General features: G+C 41.9%; 8 protein-coding genes. 3 read left to right on the top strand and 5 right to left on the bottom strand.

Annotated features, from left to right (window positions below; all coding sequences use genetic code 11):
• Positions 1-109: 109 nt before the first annotated feature.
• A complete protein-coding gene (locus tag VB797_RS24065) occupies positions 110-2437 on the bottom strand; it encodes an alkaline phosphatase (RefSeq protein WP_323240272.1) in 2328 nt (775 codons plus the stop codon).
• Between the two features lie 690 nt (positions 2438-3127).
• Between VB797_RS24065 and VB797_RS24060 the strand changes: the two genes are divergently transcribed.
• Positions 3128-3940: a Uma2 family endonuclease gene (locus VB797_RS24060; protein ID WP_323240271.1), complete on the top strand. Its 813-nt coding sequence runs from the start codon at positions 3128-3130 to the stop codon at positions 3938-3940.
• 67 nt (positions 3941-4007) lie between these two features.
• Here the strand turns inward: VB797_RS24060 and VB797_RS24055 are convergent, their stop codons facing one another.
• Together VB797_RS24055 and VB797_RS24050 are read right to left on the bottom strand one after the other, a co-directional pair.
• Positions 4008-6062, bottom strand: a complete 2055-nt coding sequence (locus tag VB797_RS24055; RefSeq protein ID WP_323240270.1) for an alkaline phosphatase PhoX — start codon at positions 6060-6062, stop codon at positions 4008-4010.
• Positions 6063-6550: 488 nt separating this feature from the next.
• A complete protein-coding gene (locus tag VB797_RS24050) occupies positions 6551-10735 on the bottom strand; it encodes a glycerophosphodiester phosphodiesterase family protein (RefSeq protein ID WP_323240273.1) in 4185 nt (1394 codons plus the stop codon).
• 425 nt (positions 10736-11160) lie between these two features.
• Here VB797_RS24050 and VB797_RS24045 point away from each other — a divergent pair, with 425 nt between their 5' ends.
• Positions 11161-11322 (top strand): hypothetical protein, encoded by a 162-nt coding sequence (locus tag VB797_RS24045; protein ID WP_323240269.1) that lies wholly within the window; start codon positions 11161-11163, stop codon positions 11320-11322.
• Between the two features lie 639 nt (positions 11323-11961).
• Here VB797_RS24045 and VB797_RS24040 read toward each other — a convergent pair.
• Positions 11962-12753, bottom strand: coding sequence for an Rpn family recombination-promoting nuclease/putative transposase (locus VB797_RS24040; RefSeq protein WP_323240268.1), 792 nt, complete (start codon positions 12751-12753; stop codon positions 11962-11964).
• Between the two features lie 181 nt (positions 12754-12934).
• Between VB797_RS24040 and VB797_RS24035 the strand changes: the two genes are divergently transcribed.
• Positions 12935-13336 (top strand): hypothetical protein, encoded by a 402-nt coding sequence (locus tag VB797_RS24035; protein ID WP_323240267.1) that lies wholly within the window; start codon positions 12935-12937, stop codon positions 13334-13336.
• 489 nt (positions 13337-13825) lie between these two features.
• Here the strand turns inward: VB797_RS24035 and VB797_RS24030 are convergent, their stop codons facing one another.
• Positions 13826-17413 carry an alkaline phosphatase PhoX gene (locus tag VB797_RS24030; RefSeq protein ID WP_323240266.1) on the bottom strand — a complete coding sequence of 1196 codons (3588 nt, stop codon included), beginning with the start codon at positions 17411-17413 and terminating at the stop codon, positions 13826-13828.
• Positions 17414-17996: the final 583 nt, after the last annotated feature.

Genomic DNA, 17996 nt, shown 5'->3' with positions numbered 1-17996 from the left:
GATTTAGTTTTATGCAGTTAAATATAAGATTATATTTTTTTGCGTTCTATAAACCAAAAAACCCGGCTCCTCGAAGAAACCGGGTTGATAAAACTCTAAGTAAATTTAATTATGCAACAGCAAAATTAGTAAACTTGATTTCGATATCGTTGAAGTCCATGTCACCACCGTTGGGTAAATCCTCGAAACCGAAGGTGTTGTCACCAACTAATTTGATGTGGTCAAAACCATCACCACCAGTAGCACCAGGGAATGAGAAGTAAACCAATGGGTCGTTGCTGGTATCTGCATCTTGCAGTTGTGCCAAGCTACCATTAGCAATAATCATTGCACCGATAATCGAACCAGCTTCAAGGTTCACAACTCCACTTTCGCTTTCGTCATCTTCAATCGAGAAAGCAGGAGTGATGACGTTATTTAAAGCAGCTTGGAGGTAGTTATCACCACTAGGTAATTCACGACCAATCAAACCGTTAGCGCTGTCAACTTTGTAGAAGTATACTTCGTTATCGAAATCTGCTTCTCTACTGATTTCGTAACTAGCTTTGACAGTAACGTCACCGAAACCTCTAAGGTTAATTAATTCTATGCTGTCGTTATCAAATTCTACATTGACGATTTCTTCTCCGAATTCATTTCCAAGTTCTAATGGTGCGCTGATTGCTTCAGCGATGTTAACTTGGTCTGTTAAACCAGGAATTCCCGGAATTTTTTCGCCGTAGTTTTCAAATCCTTGACCAACTGAAGCTGTAATAGCAGCGGATTCGGGTCCTGCATAATAAACAGGTACGGGACGATTACTATGGTTAGTCCAAGCGTGCTTAACAGTGGAATCGGAACCCCAGAAGTGACCTGCTGCTTCGGGTGTAGAAGCATCATAATCTGTAGGTGAAGCTTCACCATCTAATGCATCATCCGTATCTTGAGCGTTCACACCGTAGGTAAGTGCGTTTGGTCCAATATTCCGCAGCAGTTCGGGGAAGTTCTCATTTAAAGTTAAGTAATGGTCGTGGTCAGCTGTGATCACTAACTGGTTTTCTTCAAACCCACCATTAGCATTAATCCAATCTAAAACGGTTTTAACTGATTTATCAAATTCCAGTGTATTACCAATCAGGTTGTCTAAATTGTTGTCATGAGCAGCCCAATCAACGTCACCACCTTCTACCATCATGAAGAAGCCATCTTCGTCATCTTCCAACACATCCAGAGTTGCTTTTGTCAAGTCGTCGAGGGTGGGGTTTTCGTTACGTTCGCGAGCAATAAACTGCTCGTCTGTTTCCCCAGGTAGCAAAGGTCTGGTTGTATCGCCGACTCCTAATGGGTAGAGTGGATCTGTGCCATAACCCAAGGTGAATTGAGCGAAACCTGTTGTCCCATAATCACCATCAGCAGAAGCGGTAGGTAAATTTCCTTCCTGACCTCTAGCACCATAAATTCCTAACAGTCGTCCCGTTTCTGGGTCAATTCCCGCAGCGGTATCGGCTAAAACTTTGGCTGCGTCAACTCCGCGCTCCAAGAAAGTATAACCATAGATGTTATTTGTAGGGTTATTTCTCAGTTCGTTGTAAGTACCTTCAGATACATAAGTATAATCGCTGGCAGGTTCTATACGTCCGTTGGGAGGTTCTACACCGTCGGGTAAGGGGTCATCAACGTTAGATAAGGGATGACCACCACCCAAGAGAACTGTAGGTTTAAATACACCTAATTCTTGCTGGAGAATGGTGTCAATAACCCCAAATTCATCGTATTTTCCGCGACTGTTAACTTGAGCCGCAGCAGCACCAGGGGTTGCGTGGTCAATGGGAACTGACGAAATTAAACCCGTTGCTTTTCCTTGAATTGCTGCTTTAGTAAGGATACTTTCTAAAGGTTGTTCATAAATATCGACTCCCACACCACCGTTATAGGTTTTAGTGCCGGTGTATAAAGTGGTAGCCGTATTCGCGGAGTCGGGATAGCTGTTTTTGATATATTCCTTATCAAAGCCACCGCTAGTGTCACCACCATAATAGGCTTCATCCCAAGGGACTTCTCCACCTCTTACAGGGTCGTAACCGACCAAATTACCTTCAACTCCGGAATTTGCATCTGCACCACCATTTCGGTTAATTCCTGGGTTAAAGCTGGGATCGAATTCAAAACCGTCACGAATCTCCCCTTCTCCCGTTACTCGTTTGGAAAGGTCGCCTTGAAGCGCAGAGTTGCTGGTGTTGTAAATACCATTATCACCCGCGATGGTGGTTCCGTAGGTAGTTACTAAACCGTAATTGTCCAAACTTTGTAAACTGAGTCCAGAACCTTTACCCTCGGTGTAAAAGTCGCTGAGAGTTTGACCAGTAGCACCACTTTGGATTTGTTTGTATATCGCAGTAGCACGAGCCATTTCCCAGCCCATACCGTCGCCGATCATGATAATAGTATTCTTAGCCATTAAAAAAGGTAAATTCCCTATTTATGTATTTGTACGTAATCGAAACAAAATAAACGCGATCGCCAGGTCTTCAGAAAATTTATATGCGAAAAAATACTGAGGAGCAGGAAATATCATTGTTTCATTTCTTTGTTAAGAGAATATTAATTTAAGTTTAAAAAAAAATAATTAGTTCGTTTTGAATTTGGTAAAAAAGCCCTCACCCTGGAAGGGTGGGGCTACATTTACAAAGCCCACCTGCGTGGGCTAAGCTGATGTGCAGCTAAATTATATAATGCGAAAAAATGAAAGCATTGTAGTGCGGTAGCGCAGCGTGTCCGTAAGGACATGCATCTTGCTCGCTAGTATTATACAAATTAAATGCGTAACAGCTTAATAATTCTCGTAGTTCGTAAGTTGGCTTCACGGCACAGGAATAATTTTTATGCTTAAAGAAAGTGTAGAAATGCGTCGTAACCCAACATTTTATATGAGAGCGAAAAAAGAAGTTCGTAGGTTGGCTTCACGGCACAGGAATAATTTTTATGCTTAAAGAAAGTGTCGTCGTAACCCAACATTTAATTTGAGCATTAAATACGATTATTAAACCTTACTAGACCCAAAGAACGCAAAGGAAGAGGGAGCAGAGATAATTAAGCATCCATACTTCCTATCCGCTAACCTATAGTTAGTTGCTTTCGATCTGCACCTATGTACGAAAAAAATCCCCCTCTTACCCCTAAAAAATCACTTCCGACGATGTACGATAACAGCAGCGAACATCCGGATGAGTTTGACCCAAATGCTCCTCTACCTGCTAAAGAAACGCTCCCCACGATGTACGATTTACCTAGCGAGTATGTAGGGGAATCTGGTTTGCCTGACGAATTTCATATTTTTCAACCGCAACTGTTGCGAGAAACCTTTCAAGCATCAAACTATCCCAAAGAAGAGATTTTGATTGCTACGGATTTAAATATTTATTATGACGTTCATCATCAGCTATGGTACAAGCGTCCCGATTGGTTTACCGTACTTGGTGTATCTCGCGGAAACCAACAGCAAGATTTACGTTTGAGCTACGTAATTTGGCAAGAAGGGGTTAGTCCTTTTATGGTAGTTGAATTACTTTCTCCCGGTACGGAACAAGAGGATTTAGGTCAAACTCTCAGAGAAATAAATAAACCCCCAACTAAATGGGAAGTTTACGAACAAATTTTAAGAATTCCTTATTATGTAGTGTTTGATAGATATACTAATATATTGCGAGTATTCCAATTAGTTGGTACTCGTTTCCAAGAAATGGCTTTATCCGATGAAAAGGTGTGGTTAGATGAAATTGAACTAGGTTTGGGAGTTTGGCAAGGTTCATATCAGGATATACAAGGAAAATGGTTGCGCTGGTATGATGCTCAACAAAATTGGATACCAACACTTGTTGAACTTGCAGAACAACAACGTGCAAAAGCCGAACGTTTAGCCGCACGGTTGCGAGAGTTGGGAGTTAATCCAGAGGATTTGTGATTTATGTACAGACTCCGCAGTGCGGAGTCTCCACAATTGCGCGAACAACGCAACCATCAATCAAATATCAAGCAAACACAACGCTGGTATTGATATCTAAACCAGTTACACCGTTAAGCATCGCTAAGGTATTATCGCCAAAAGCAACTTCGGTATTACCATCCATTTCAGTCAACTTCAAAGTATTGGCACCAATTCCCAAGCCTGCACTACCCAAGATACCAATTACATCACTACCAACCTCGAAATCAACGATGGTATTTGCAGATTCGGCAATTTCTCCACTGACAATCCAAAATTGGTCAGCACCTGCGCCACCAAATAAAATATTATCACCACCAGAACCAACGAAGAATTTATCATCGCCTGCACCACCCAAAGCGCGATCGCCTTTACTAAGGTAGATAGTATCATCGCCGCTACCAGCATCAATGCGGTTGTTACCTGTTAACGCATTAGCTGCAAATGCCAGGTCAATTTCATCGTTTCCGGCACCAGTAAAGATGATTTCATTGATTCCATTAAAATTAGAACCGTTATTCAACACGAGGTCGTCACCATCGGTACCAGCAACGGGTAGATTACTTTTACCGGGTGCCATCAAAAATGCAATCTGACCTCCCTGTACCAAATCCTGAGCCTCAATTTCACCACCTTCAATGCTGTGTGCTTGAACATCAAACAGTAAAAGTTCGCCAGCTTGTTTATCAAATAACTCGGAAACATCCAAAATACCAGAAGTTTCCCAGTTACCTAAATCATTCGGTTCGCTATCAGTTTGACTATCAGGAACCGCATTCCGGTCTACTTGAGCAACACGTACCAACTCGCCATCATTAGGATTTAAACGCCAGATGGAAGTTTCTTCTCCGGAAACACCACCAAAGGTATCATTTTGAGTAGAACGGTCTTCTTGAACGTAGATGAAACCGTCATCAGCCCAATCTAAGTTGTCGGGGCTACGCAAACCATTATCGGGGTCGGCAAATTGACCCGCACCTGCATCGTCGCCATCATAAAGGATGTCAAGCTTGGCAGTAATATCACTTACGTCAATGTTGTTAAAGTCTACATCAACTTTGTATGTAGTACCCCAATCATCCTCTGCAAAAAGCTCGCCGCGACCAGTAGAGGCAAGTACTGCTTGAGTTCCATCTTTGGGGTTGGTAGCTACATCTTCCGGACGGGAGAATTGGAAGTTACTTACCTCAGCCGCAAGTGCATCTTGCTTTGCCTGGGTTGCAAAGCCTAACTCATCATAAGCAAGCTCCGGTTCTGTAGCTGCGTCTCCATCGATGTCTTCAGTGGTTCCAGCTAAGTCAGGACGGTAATAGTCGATTTCCACGAATTTACCATCTAAGCTGTTACCAGTACCGTTAAATTCGCCTGGTTCATTAATACTAGTATCATCCGCAACCCAAACGTAAAGTTTACCGTTAGCTAGTCCGTTACGTTCGAGGAAACCTGCGTCATCACTAGTATCTTTTGTCCCAACATACATTAATAGAGGCGCACCAGCGCGATCGTCACCAACCAACAAGGCAACTTTATCAGTATTGCCAGTATTGAGTTCGGTGACGTTTTCCCAAGCTGCACGACCCATCCAAGGTACGGCATACATGGTATTAGTCGCAGTATCAACTACAAACTCAGTTCCACCAGCAGTTTCTTCACCAGTGAAGAACATACTATCTTCTAAACCGATACCATTACCAAACTGATGAGCGTTGATGTAATGAGCAGAGCATAACCTGTTTATTCCTTCAAATTCTAAGTCGGATGCTTCATCTACAACTTCACCTTTACGGTTAATAATTGTGTCGTAGGCAAGACCAGCATCAACAACTTTAAGGCTGTTTTTGTCAATGTCAAAATAGCTGACTCTAGCACCAGTTAACTTGGTACCGTTTTTCAAGGTATATTCGTAACCTTTATCTGGCTGTAATTCATGATTAGCCAAAACCCGAACGGTGTCCTCCGTGAGTTTGTAAGCACCTAAACCATCTGGAACGCCTGGAGGAGTATAATCATCAATGGTTTCACCGATTGTAACTATTGGGTCAACCTGATAACCATTAAGACCTTTTACTTGAGCCTGTTCGGTTGTGTCAAAAGCAGCCATTGCGGTTAAATTCCTGATGTATATTTTTTATTTTCTTATGTGGCGATACAGTTAATTAGTATTACCAATTTAAGGGTATGAATCGAAGCTTAACATTGTGTTAACTAATTATAAATATTCGATTAAATATAAAAAAAAATGCGTATTTGACTTTTTTTTAAGTCATTGAAAATCTCATAAAAATATGAACCATTTTGTGTTATGGCACAATAGCTATATAGATTAAAACCTAACTTTAGATATAGATATAATAAGGTTTATAGCCTAATCGCTATATTGACAATGTTGTATATAATTTGATATCTGGATAGTTTGATCTTTTGTGAATTATGTTGATATAGCCAAAAATAACTTGATAATTGAAGTAGCTTGATCCGACTAAAATTGAAATGAATAATAAGTTTTATAGTTAAATTAATTCATAATGTAGAGACGTAGCACTGCTACGTCTCCAAAATTACGCGAACAATGCAACTATCTATCAAGTATTAAGCAAATATCACGCTATTATTGACATCCAAGTCAGTCACACCACTAAGCACCGCTAAAGTATTTCCACCAAAAGCAATTTCGGTATTACCATCCATTTGGGTCAGCTTCAAAGTATTTGCATCAATACCTAAAATACCAATTACATCACTACCAACTTCAAAATCAACGATGGTATTCGCGGATTCGGGAATTTCTCCGGTGAGAATCCAGAATTGGTCGGCACCCGCACCACCAGAGATGATATTATTACTACCGGATTGAACGAAGAATTTATCCTCACCTTCACCACCCAAAGCACGGTCTTCCATACCTAGATAGAAAATATCATTACCCTCACCACCAGACATCCGATTACCACCCATGCTGTCAGTAGCATCGAATTCATCATTGCCAATACCACCAAATATGCGGTTTTGATCCCCTACATAAATTAAATCATCACCACTACCAGCATTAACCCGGTTGTTACTTCCTCCGAAGGCTAAATCAATCTCATCATTACCAGAACCAGCAAACAGGCTGTTATTATTACCCTCGAAATTTTTCCTAGCAATCAATAAATCTGCATCATTGCTACCTGCAACTAATTTAGATTCTTCGCTCTGTGCAGCACTTCTACCCAAAAGCGGATCTAAATTTAAGGGTTTATCTAACTCTAGGAGGATGACTTCGTTGTTATCGATGTCGGGACCGCGACCAATAGAGAAAGGATAGTTATTGTCGTTAGCCACTAAAATTGTGTTTTCGTCAATAACTAAAACATCTTCGATGGTGACGAAGGGGAAATCAAAAGTAGTTTTACCGTCGTTATTCAGGTCGTTGGGGTCTTGAATATTCAACAAATCGACGACTTCTTCTTTCTGCACATAGCCCTTTTCATCTACCTGAGAAATATCAACCTTAAAAATCTTCTTGAATTCGGCTGCTTCTCCTTGCTTCCCATCGCGTTCGATAACTAAAAATTCCGCATCGTTAATAGGGGTAAAGTCACCGATCGCATGACCGACAACTGAGGTTTGATAGAAACCAACTTTACCAGTATACTTACCAGTCGTCGCATCAAATTTGTAGATTCGCAGAGCATCATCCGGGTCTCCCGTTACCGCACCTTCTAATAAAGGATATAAGGTTTTGCGATCGGGACTAAATGCCATTCCTTCAAAACCGCGAGATGACGAAAGATTCGGGGAAACTATTTCTTGGTTAACCGCAATTCTTCCAGATTCGGGGAAGTCGGTGAAGAAACCATCTACACCCAAATCAATTAACTGTTTAAATTCGGCTTCCGGAGTTTGTGGGGTACCGTCGGGGTTTAAAGTTAAATAACGTTCCTCATTTCGCAGAGTGTAAGGGTGAATCTGCATTCCTGCATCATGGGCCCATTCTACATAAGGACGAACTTCTCCGGTGAGTTGTGTAGTAATTTCCGCTTTCCCGTCACCGTTACCATCTACGGGAGTAGTGTCCAGGGATTCGCGCAATACAAAGCTGTTTTTCCAAGGTCCCACACCTTCAGCGTAAGTTTTACCAATATAATCAAAGACTTCCTTGGTCGCTAAATCTTGATAAGTCGTATCGGGAATACCATCACCCGTGACATCTTTGCCAAAATCCGGAACAATACTTACAAAGTCACCGTAAATTGCCGCTGCATCTGCTGCGTCAAAGTCGGGGTTGCTGAAATTAGCGACAATATCGTAAGGTACCGAGAAACCACCACCATTTGCGTTGATTTCCGCATCTTCGACATCACCTAAAAGCTGTACCAAGGGTAAATCCAAATCAGCATCGGGAAGCAAGTTATTTTGTAAATCGAGCAGATTTGAGACTTCAAAGGACTGGATAAAAATTCTCTTGGGATCGGTAAAACCAGTCTCCTGCAAAGTAGCAATTAACGGCTCTTCTAATGACAACCCTTGATTATCAAAGAAAGTCGGATGTTTTGTTTCTGGATAAATCCCAACTTTTACCCCAGTTTCCGCTTCTACTTGCTTTACCAGTTCGATTACTTCCTTAAAGGTGGGAATTTCAAACTCACCATTGAAAGATTGGTCGCGGAAAGCCAGAGGTTGAACCGCTCGTAACTGCTTGATTTCCGCTAAAGTGAAATCTTCCGCAAAATAAGCTGTAACTTCCTCACCATCGAGAAGTTTTGTAGATTTACGCTCCTCCCCAAATACCTCAGCGACGTTGGTGGTACCATCTAAAATTGGTTCATGACGGACAATCAAAACACCGTCTTTAGTGATAACCAAATCCGGTTCGATGAAATCTGCACCTTGAGCGATCGCACGACGATAACCTTCCAAAGTATGTTCGGGTCGTTCCCCACTCGCACCCCGGTGAGCGATAACTAGCGGCGCTTGCCCATTCAAGGTGTTGAAAAGTACATCTGGATTTTGAGGTGATCGCACTTCTGGAGCAACTATTGCATCCCTTACCTGGGCACCAGTAAATGAGTAATCAGTAAAAAATCCATCCACACCCAATTCAATTAACTGCTCAAATTCTGCTTTTGCAGTTTGCGGTGTCCCGTCAGGATTGAGCGTCAGAAAGCGTTCCTCGTTCCGCAAAGTGTAGGGATGAACCTGTAAACCCGCATTATGCGCCCAATCAATTAATGGTAATATTTCCCCAGTTAGCTGCGTGGTAATTTCCGCTTTCCCATCCCCGTTACCATCAACAGGAGTAACCAAAGATTCACGTAGTATAAAGCTGTTCTTCCACGGTCCCAAACCATCAGCGTAAGTACTTATATAATTAATAGCTTCTTGATTCGCTAAATCGCCGTAATTGGTGTTTTCATCAAAAGTAATCGGGAAACCTGCGTAAACTTCGGGGTTAGCATCTGCGTTATCCGAGTTGAAATTGTAAACAATATCATGGGGAACCGAGAAACTACCACCGTTATCGCTAAAGTCACCCAAAAGCTGCACCAAGGGAATATCAACACCCGCAGCAGGCATAATATTTTTATCCAGTTCGATCAAATTTTCGATTTCAAAGGACTGAATAAAAATGCGATCGGGGTCGGTAAACTCTTCCTCAACCAAAGTATCAACTAACTTTTGCGAGAGCGACATATTGATCGGAGTTCCATCGATCAAAGTTCCTTCTTTCGCGAAATAAGTAGGATGCTTGGTTTCTGGGTAAATTCCGATTTTCTTTCCAGTTTCCGCTTCTACATCTTTAACTAAATCGATAACTTCTTTGAAAGTCGGGATTTCGTACTCATCATTAAAAGCAGTATTCAGCGGACGAACACCGGGAATTCTTTCTCTGGCTCGTAATTCCTTGATTTCACTCAAGGTAAAATCTTCACTAAACCAACCACCAATTTTATCTCCGTCGATTTCTTTAACGGTAAGTCGGTCGGTGAATTTATCTAAATCGGCAACATTAGTAGTTTCCGAAGTTACAGTAGGTTTACCGTTGGCATCAAATACAATATTCCCTTGCTCATCAAGCTCTACAACTGCTAAAGCATTTTCATGACGGGCAATTAATTCACCATCCTTAGTAGCAACTAAATCAGGCTCGATAAAATCCGCACCATAGGCGATCGCTAATTTATAGCTTGCCAAAGTATGTTCGGGACGGGAACCACTAGCACCCCGATGACCGATTACTAAGGGAGGTTGACCGTTTAAAGTCTTTATATTAGGAACGTTTGGAGTCGGAATGGGAGCTTCAATTAATTTCCCGGTTGCGTCAAAGTGAAGTAGAAACGGCCCGAACTCATCCCCAATCCAAATCGAACCATCATCAGCAATAACGAAAGATTCTACATCAAAATCCGCACCAGTTAACAAGCGTTGTGGAGAATCTTGATTAACAATATCGACAGGTATCAAATTATCAGGGTCAGAAAGCTGGATAAACTTCTCAACTTCAATAGTTCCATTTCCGATATCTTCCTTTTTAAAATCAGGCTTTAGCTGATAAATCCGCAATAGATAATCCGCGCTATTATCTTTACTTCCAAAACCGTTATCCGATAAAAACCAGTAGGAACCATCATTACCGGGAGCAAACTGCACCCCACTAAAACCTTGAACTGGCTGTCCTTCAAAGGGTCTGGTGCGTCCGTTTGCAGAAATATCGGCACCCGATGGAGGACCTTCCGCAAAAGTATCGGCACTTAGCGATGCGAATCCTGTTAACTTAACCGCCATTAAGATGTTCCTTTTTATGTATTTTTACTGATTGAATCGGCAGAATTATAGCCTTGACCTTAGCCTATATGTAATGTAGTTAATATTTCTATACATCTGAGTTAATAAAAGATTATCCTCTGATTAATCTTTGATGATTCGATAGAGCCTAGTGGCTGTGTAAGTTTTGACCGCAAAAACAAAAAAACCGACTCCTCGAAGAAGCCGATTAAATTCAAGTTAAATTTTACAAACTAACAGTTGCAGACTTTTATCTTGTTCCCAGCCAGAGACTGGGAACATATTGGATGAGGCTCTCTCTTAAGCACTGTGTTTCTTGTCAGAGATAAGGAACAAGATAAAGTCCCCCAATTTATCGGGGGATTTAGGGGGGATGAAAACGTTATAGAGTAATTTTATAATCATGTATTTTTCTAAGGGAAGCATCTTCAATGACTGGAGGTAACAAACATTCACGACGCGGCTTGATCAAAAGAGTCGCCGTTAGCGCTGCTGCTGTCACAGGAGCCGATTTACTTATGCGCTCAAAGCGATCGTCACCCAAGGGAATCCCTTACTGGCATCTGCTCGAACGGGTAAGCTCCCTTGTATAAATCGACAAACTTATTAAGTGGCGATCGGTATTATGATAATTTATCAGGTCAGCAAGCCTATAAATGTTTTGCTTGTCGAGTTAAAAAAGCATAATTATTTTAGTTATCTACGGTAGGGTTAGTAACTCCTCATTGATTGGGTTGACAAAGTTTATGGCGTTGTATGGAATGAGTTCCGACACCGCTGCTGGCTTAGTTCAAGCGAATAGGGCAATGAGGCTAAGTGAGTCTGTACCAGAGGAAGTTCGCTCTCCCGGCTGTGATAGCTAGAAGGAGACACGTTTGGGCTTCATGGTACCGACTCAACAAAAAGCTCAAGGTGGTGCGCCGTCATGAGTTTTATAATCAACAGTCGTTAACAGCGAACCTTAGCAGTCACTCTACAAGGAACGCGGGGAAACCCCAGCTTGGAAGACTTGTGGAGGTCGGTACATCAAATGTGACTCGTGTTAAGGAACTTGGTGAGAATCCAAGCTGTAATCCTGAACTAGCCGTTAAGGTCAGGTGATGATGGGTAGTTTTATCCAGTTTTGGGGAGAATTGTCCATTTTTTAAGTAACGGTATTCCGTGGACTTAAAACAAATGGTAATTATTGACTCGCTTCTACTACTAAAAACGAGCCAAGTATTACAATTGAGCTACTGATCTATTGACCTATTTTTTTCTGCTAACTTTCTTACTTCTTCGATATCCAAATCTAATCCCTTAGCTACTCTCTCGATAGTGTCTCCTTCCTCCAGTAGTATTTTTGCAGCCTTTAATGCGATTTCTCTCTTGACACTTTGGTAGTAACCTGTTTTTTCTATGTCATCACCTAAGTTAAGCATAGCCTCGATTTCCTCTTTACTGAGTTTTGGGAATTTTTTGACCACGATGCTTTGGATAAATGCTAGCACTTTCTTTTGATTATTTTCATCACTTATTTCCTCCGTAGCTTTACTCATAAGTCGTTGTGCTAGGGTGCTAGTTTTCTTACGAGTCTCAACGAATAATTTTGCTATTCCTGTGGCTAATGACTCATCATCAGGGAGTTCCTTAAGATAAATACGATGTAGGTGGTTTTTTACCAATGTTTGGTAGCGGGGATGGGGTGGAGTTTCATTACTTCTTCTGTCGTAGATTACAATTAGATACCATTGGGGATTTGGGGGACGGTATTGACGGAAGTAAACGAAAAGTTGTCCAAAAATGCGTTCGTAAAATTCTTCATCTTTGTAAGTTTGAAATTCGACTAGATATAATGGTTCGTTTTCACTACCTGTAACGGTAGATAATAAACCATCCAAACGAAATGATTGATCTTTTACCTCCTGTGCCGTGAATGTGTAGATATTGGTGTCTGTTTCTGGTTTACCAATAAGTTCAAAAAATAGTTGTGGAAGTTCTCTAACTAGGTCGTAGAAGAGGGTATCGGTTTTCAATTTTTGCACCCACGTTTTCTGTATTTATTATTTAAATATTTTTGGCAATCGCCTAAAAGTATTATTATTATTTTGTAATAGATACTTAATCAGTTGTTAAGCATCGCACCCTACCCTATAAACTGATAAGATACCTAAATAACATTGAATAGCTTTTTACTAAAAAAATATAAGGGACTTAAGGCACACAGTGGAACAATTAAAACGTTTGTTGTCAATGACTCTTGATGAACTTACAGAATACAGCACCGATGCTCGTAAAATTGAAAAACTGCGACGAAAAATTTGTTTAGCTGTACCAATGGCAGAACAGCGAAAGGTAAAAGAAGAATTATTGACTCAAATGCCGTCGGGTGAAATAAATAAAATTATTGAAGAACAGCGGCAAACAGTAGCTTTACCGTTTTGGGGAATTGGTGGTTTGGGTTTATTACTCGGAATTTCGCTTCATCAACCCATCGGTTTGTTAGCTGCGATCGGTGGTACTTTTGCTGCGATCAAAATTCAGAAATTAGGTTGGGAAATGCAAGCTAAGCGTCTTTTACTGCAAACGCTTGAAGATATCGAAGTGCGTGCCAAGCAACCGAACTGAAATGTCGGTAAGCTTAATGTCAGAGAAAACCCCAGCATCAATTAGGCGTATTGTTGCTGCTCGTGCCTTTGGATACTGTGAATATTGCCGTTGTTCCAATCAATTCGCTTCCGAGAGTTTTGCGGTTGAGCATATGAGTATGACTGAGGGTCTTCTGGCAAAATATAGATAAAAAAACCGACCTCTTAAAGAAGTCGGTAAAATTTGACATCTTGCAGCAGTGTCAACAAGCCCCCAAACCCACCTTGAAATCAAAATCATCGGCTGATATACAAAGTGTTAAAACGTACTACTAGCGTAGCGTGTCCGTAGGACATGAGCCTTGTCTGATTTATCAGACTTTGCTTATAAGCCTGGGGATTTATTCTAAGGCGGTTATTGCAACTGATGCAAGATGTAAGTAGAATTAAACTTTAGTCAAGTTAAAATCTTACAAACCAACAAATTTAGACTTTAACTATCTTGATAGAGTTTATTTCCTGACCTTAATTACACAGCAAAGCTAATCTTGACGGTCATGTCGTTGAAATCTTGGTCACCACCGTCAACCAAATCTTCAAATTTGAACATATTGTTCTCGAATTTAATATGGTCGAAGCTTCCGCTGTCTGTGTTAGCGCCCATGTAAGAGAAGTAAACGCCTTCTACGCTACTGAGGTTATTTCTAGCTTCTGCTAAAGTACCGTCAGCGATGATGACAACACCCAAGATGTCTCCACCTGCGATGTCGAGAGTTCCTGTTGTGGTTTTCTCGTCGGGGGTTGTTAATGCCTTGGATGCGTTGACGACGTTATTTAATGCAGCTTGAATATATCCACTGGCATCAGGCGCTAAACCACCGATGTTACCGTCAGCAGCATCAACTGTATAGAAGTAAACGTTATTGTTGTAGTCAGCTTCTCTGCTGATTTCAAAGCTAGCTTTTACAGTTTTACCTGCGAACTCTGCACCCGTAAGGTCAATAACTTCCATCACGTTTCCGTCTTTTGTTACGGTACCGATGGGGCTACCTGCTGAAACAGGAGTGATGATTGTAGGAGTTGTAGGAGGTGTTGGTGTCGCTAGGTCAGAACTTTCCAAAAATGCCAATTGACCGCCTTCAACAAGGTTCGCAGCGTCAATTACGCCACCTTCCAGGCTATGACCTTGAACCCCAAATAGGAACAAATCACCAGGTGCTTCACCAAACAAGTTGGAAACATCAATGATACCGGAGGATTCCCAGTTACCAATATCAGTAGGATTGCTATCAGTTTGACCTGCGGGAACCGCACTACGATCCATTTGAGCGACGCGAACCAACTCACCAGAATTAGGGTCTAAACGCCAGATGGAAGCTTCTTCTCCAGAAGTTTGACCAAATTTACTGGTGGAACGGTCTTCTTGAACATAGATGAAACCATCATCAGCCCAATCTAAGTTATCGGGGCTACGCAAACCAAAGTCAGAACCTGCGAACTGACCTGCACCTGCATCATCCCCATCGTAAAGGATGTCAAGTTTAGCAGTAATATCACCTGCACCAATGTTGTTGAAATCAACATCAATTTTATAAGTAGTACCCCAGTCATCGGAAGGAAAGCGATCGCCACGACCAGTAGAAGCCAGGACTGCAATAGTTCCATCTTCAGGGTTAGTAGCTACATCTTCAGGACGGGAGAAGGTGAATGCACCTGCTGCTTGAGCTAATTTATCTTGTTGAGCTTGAGTTGCAAAACCATCAGCATCATAGCCATCAGTATTTGCCAAGTCAGGACGGTAAAAGTCGATTTCAACCCACTTACCAGTACGACTTTCCTTAGTTCCCTTAAACTGTTCGGGTGAAGTTTCGCCGCTATCTGCTGCCCAAGCATAGAGCTTACCACCGACAAGACCGTTACGTTCGAGGAAGTTAGCATCGGCACTTCTATATTTAGTACCAACGTACATTAATAGAGGCGCACCTGCGCGATCGTCACCAACCAGAAGTGCAACGTTATCCGTATTTCCCGTATCTAACTCGGTGACACTTTCCCAAGCAGCTCGACCCATCCAGGGTACGGCGTACATGGTGTTAGTAGCAGTATCAACTACAAATTCAGTACCACCAGAGCCTTCTTCTCCGGTAAAGAACATCCCATCTTTTAAACCGCGACCTTCACCAAATTGGTTAGCCTCGATGTATTGAGCAGAACACAAACGATTCAAACCATTAAATTCTAAGTCTGATGCTTCGTCTACAATTTCACCTTGACGGTTGAGAATTGTGTCATAAGCTAAACCAGTACCCTCAATCTGACGAGTATCTTTATTGATATCGAAGTAGCTGACACGACCACCAGTCAAGAAGGTGCCGTTAGCTAGTTGGTAAGCATAACCAGCGTCTGGGCGTAATTCGTGGTTAGCTAAAACTCGAACAGTATCTGCATCTAAAGCAAAAGCACCTAAACCATCTAAGATACCAGGAGGAGTGTAAACTTCTGTTCCTGTGTCGAAGCTTTCACCAACGGTAAAAATAGGGTCAACGCTGTAATTATTAATACCCTGCATTTGAGCAGGAGCAGCGGTATCGAAGGTGTTAGACTCAGAGACTTGATTAATTGTCTCAAGAGGATTTTCTAAGAACACTAGCTGACCACCTTCAACAAGGTTAGAATCAGCGATCGCACCACCTCCAAGGCTGTGACCTTGAACGTCGAACAAAAACAAATCGCCAGGTTTTTCGCCAAATAAGCTGGAAACGTCAATGATACCGGAGGATTCCCAGTTACCAATATCAGTAGGATTGCTATCAGTTTGACCTGCGGGAACCGCACTACGATCCATTTGAGCGACGCGAACCAACTCACCAGAATTAGGGTCTAAACGCCAGATGGAAGCTTCTTCTCCAGAAGTTTGACCAAATTTACTGGTGGAACGGTCTTCTTGAACATAGATGAAACCATCATCAGCCCAATCTAAGTTATCGGGGCTACGCAGACCAAAGTCAGAACCTGCGAACTGACCTGCACCTGCATCATCACCGTCGTAAAGGATGTCAAGTTTGGCAGTAATATCACCTGCGTTAATATCTTTGAAATCAACATCAATTTTATAAGTAGTACCCCAGTCATCGGAAGGAAAGCGATCGCCACGACCAGTAGAAGCCAGGACTGCAATAGTTCCATCTTCAGGGTTGGTAGCTACATCTTCAGGACGGGAGAAAGTGAATGCACCTGCTGCTTGGGCTAATGCATCTTGTTTAGCTTGAGTTGCAAAGCCATCAGCGTCATAGTCTGTTGTACCTGCAAGGTCAGGACGGTAGAAGTCGATTTCAACCCACTTACCAGTACGACTTTCCTTAGTTCCCTTAAACTGTTCGGGTGAAGTTTCGCCGCTATCTGCTGCCCAAGCGTAGAGCTTACCACCGACAAGACCATTACGTTCTAAGAAGCCAGCATTAGCACTTTTATCTTTAGTACCAACGTACATTAATAAAGGCGCACCTGCGCGATCGTCACCAACCAGAAGTGCAACGTTATCCGTATTTCCCGTATCTAACTCGGTAACACTTTCCCAAGCAGCGCGACCCATCCAGGGTACGGCGTACATGGTGTCAGTAGCAGTATCAACTACAAATTCAGTACCACCAGAGCCTTCTTCTCCGGTAAAGAACATCCCATCTTTTAAACCGCGATCTGCACCAAATTGATTAGCTGCAATGTACTGAGCAGAACACAAACGATTCAAACCATTAAATTCTAAGTCTGATGCTTCGTCTACAATTTCACCTTGACGGTTGATAATTGTGTCGTAAGCTAAACCAGCACCCTCAATCTGACGGGTATTTTTATTGATATCGAAGTAGCTTACACGACCACCAGTTAAGAAGGTGCCGTTAGCTAGTTGGTAAGCATAACCAACATCTGGACGTAATTCGTGGTTGGCTAAAACGCGAACGGTATCTGCATCTAGGGCAAAAGCACCTAAACCATCGAGAATACCTGGAGGAGTGTAATCATTAATAGTTTCACCGATGGTAACAATTGGGTCGGTGTTGTAACCGTTGAGACCCTTTAATTGCGCCGGTTCGTTAGTGTCGAATGGAGTATTAGCCATGAAATTAACTCGATTCTCCTCTGCTATAAAATTAACGTTTGTCGTACTATTTGAAGCAATGGGAAAAACTGAAAAGTAATTTGCTCTCATTATTTCTAAGTAATTCCCCGGATGCACGACCAATTGCGATCGCAGTATAACAGCGACCTTTTAATCACCGCAATGTACTGAATTACTATTTACAAATATTTAATTTTGATTTAATTTAATACCGAAAAAATATGTATTGTTGTAAGAAAAATAGATTAGTGAAAACAGTTAATACTTCTTGTTCCCAGTCTCCGGCTGGGAACTCCTGTATGTGAGGCTAATAGCGTAGGTTGGGTTGAGGAACGTTCACCGTAGGTGTGCCTGAGTCGCAGCTGCGCTGAACGGTATTGCTATTTAATCTTGTATTAACTATCGCTAAAAACTAAGAATTAAAATAAAAAAAACACCTAGTTAACCGTAAGGTTGCTAGGTGTAAATATTTGACAAGTAAGTGGGTCAAATTAAATATAAAACCTCATCCTTAGTCCGGCTTCCCTCTCCTTAATAAGGAGAGGGATTGAGAAGCCACTGCGTTGCGCGGGTTCCCCGCGTT

It is taken from the genome of Rivularia sp. UHCC 0363, assembly GCF_034931125.1.
Lineage (GTDB): Bacteria > Cyanobacteriota > Cyanobacteriia > Cyanobacteriales > Nostocaceae > Rivularia.
Note: the sequence above shows the minus strand (reverse complement) of the source record. Positions and strands in the feature narration are given on the sequence as shown.

What these genes read in the sequence shown, in the direction of transcription:
- VB797_RS24065 (WP_323240272.1), bottom strand. Translation starts at nt 2,437, where the DNA reads ATGGCTAAGAATACTATTATCATGATCGGCGACGGTATGGGCTGGGAA.
- VB797_RS24060 (WP_323240271.1), top strand. Translation starts at nt 3,128, where the DNA reads ATGTACGAAAAAAATCCCCCTCTTACCCCTAAAAAATCACTTCCGACG.
- VB797_RS24055 (WP_323240270.1), bottom strand. Translation starts at nt 6,062, where the DNA reads ATGGCTGCTTTTGACACAACCGAACAGGCTCAAGTAAAAGGTCTTAAT.
- VB797_RS24045 (WP_323240269.1), top strand. Translation starts at nt 11,161, where the DNA reads ATGACTGGAGGTAACAAACATTCACGACGCGGCTTGATCAAAAGAGTC.
- VB797_RS24030 (WP_323240266.1), bottom strand. Translation starts at nt 17,413, where the DNA reads ATGGCTAATACTCCATTCGACACTAACGAACCGGCGCAATTAAAGGGT.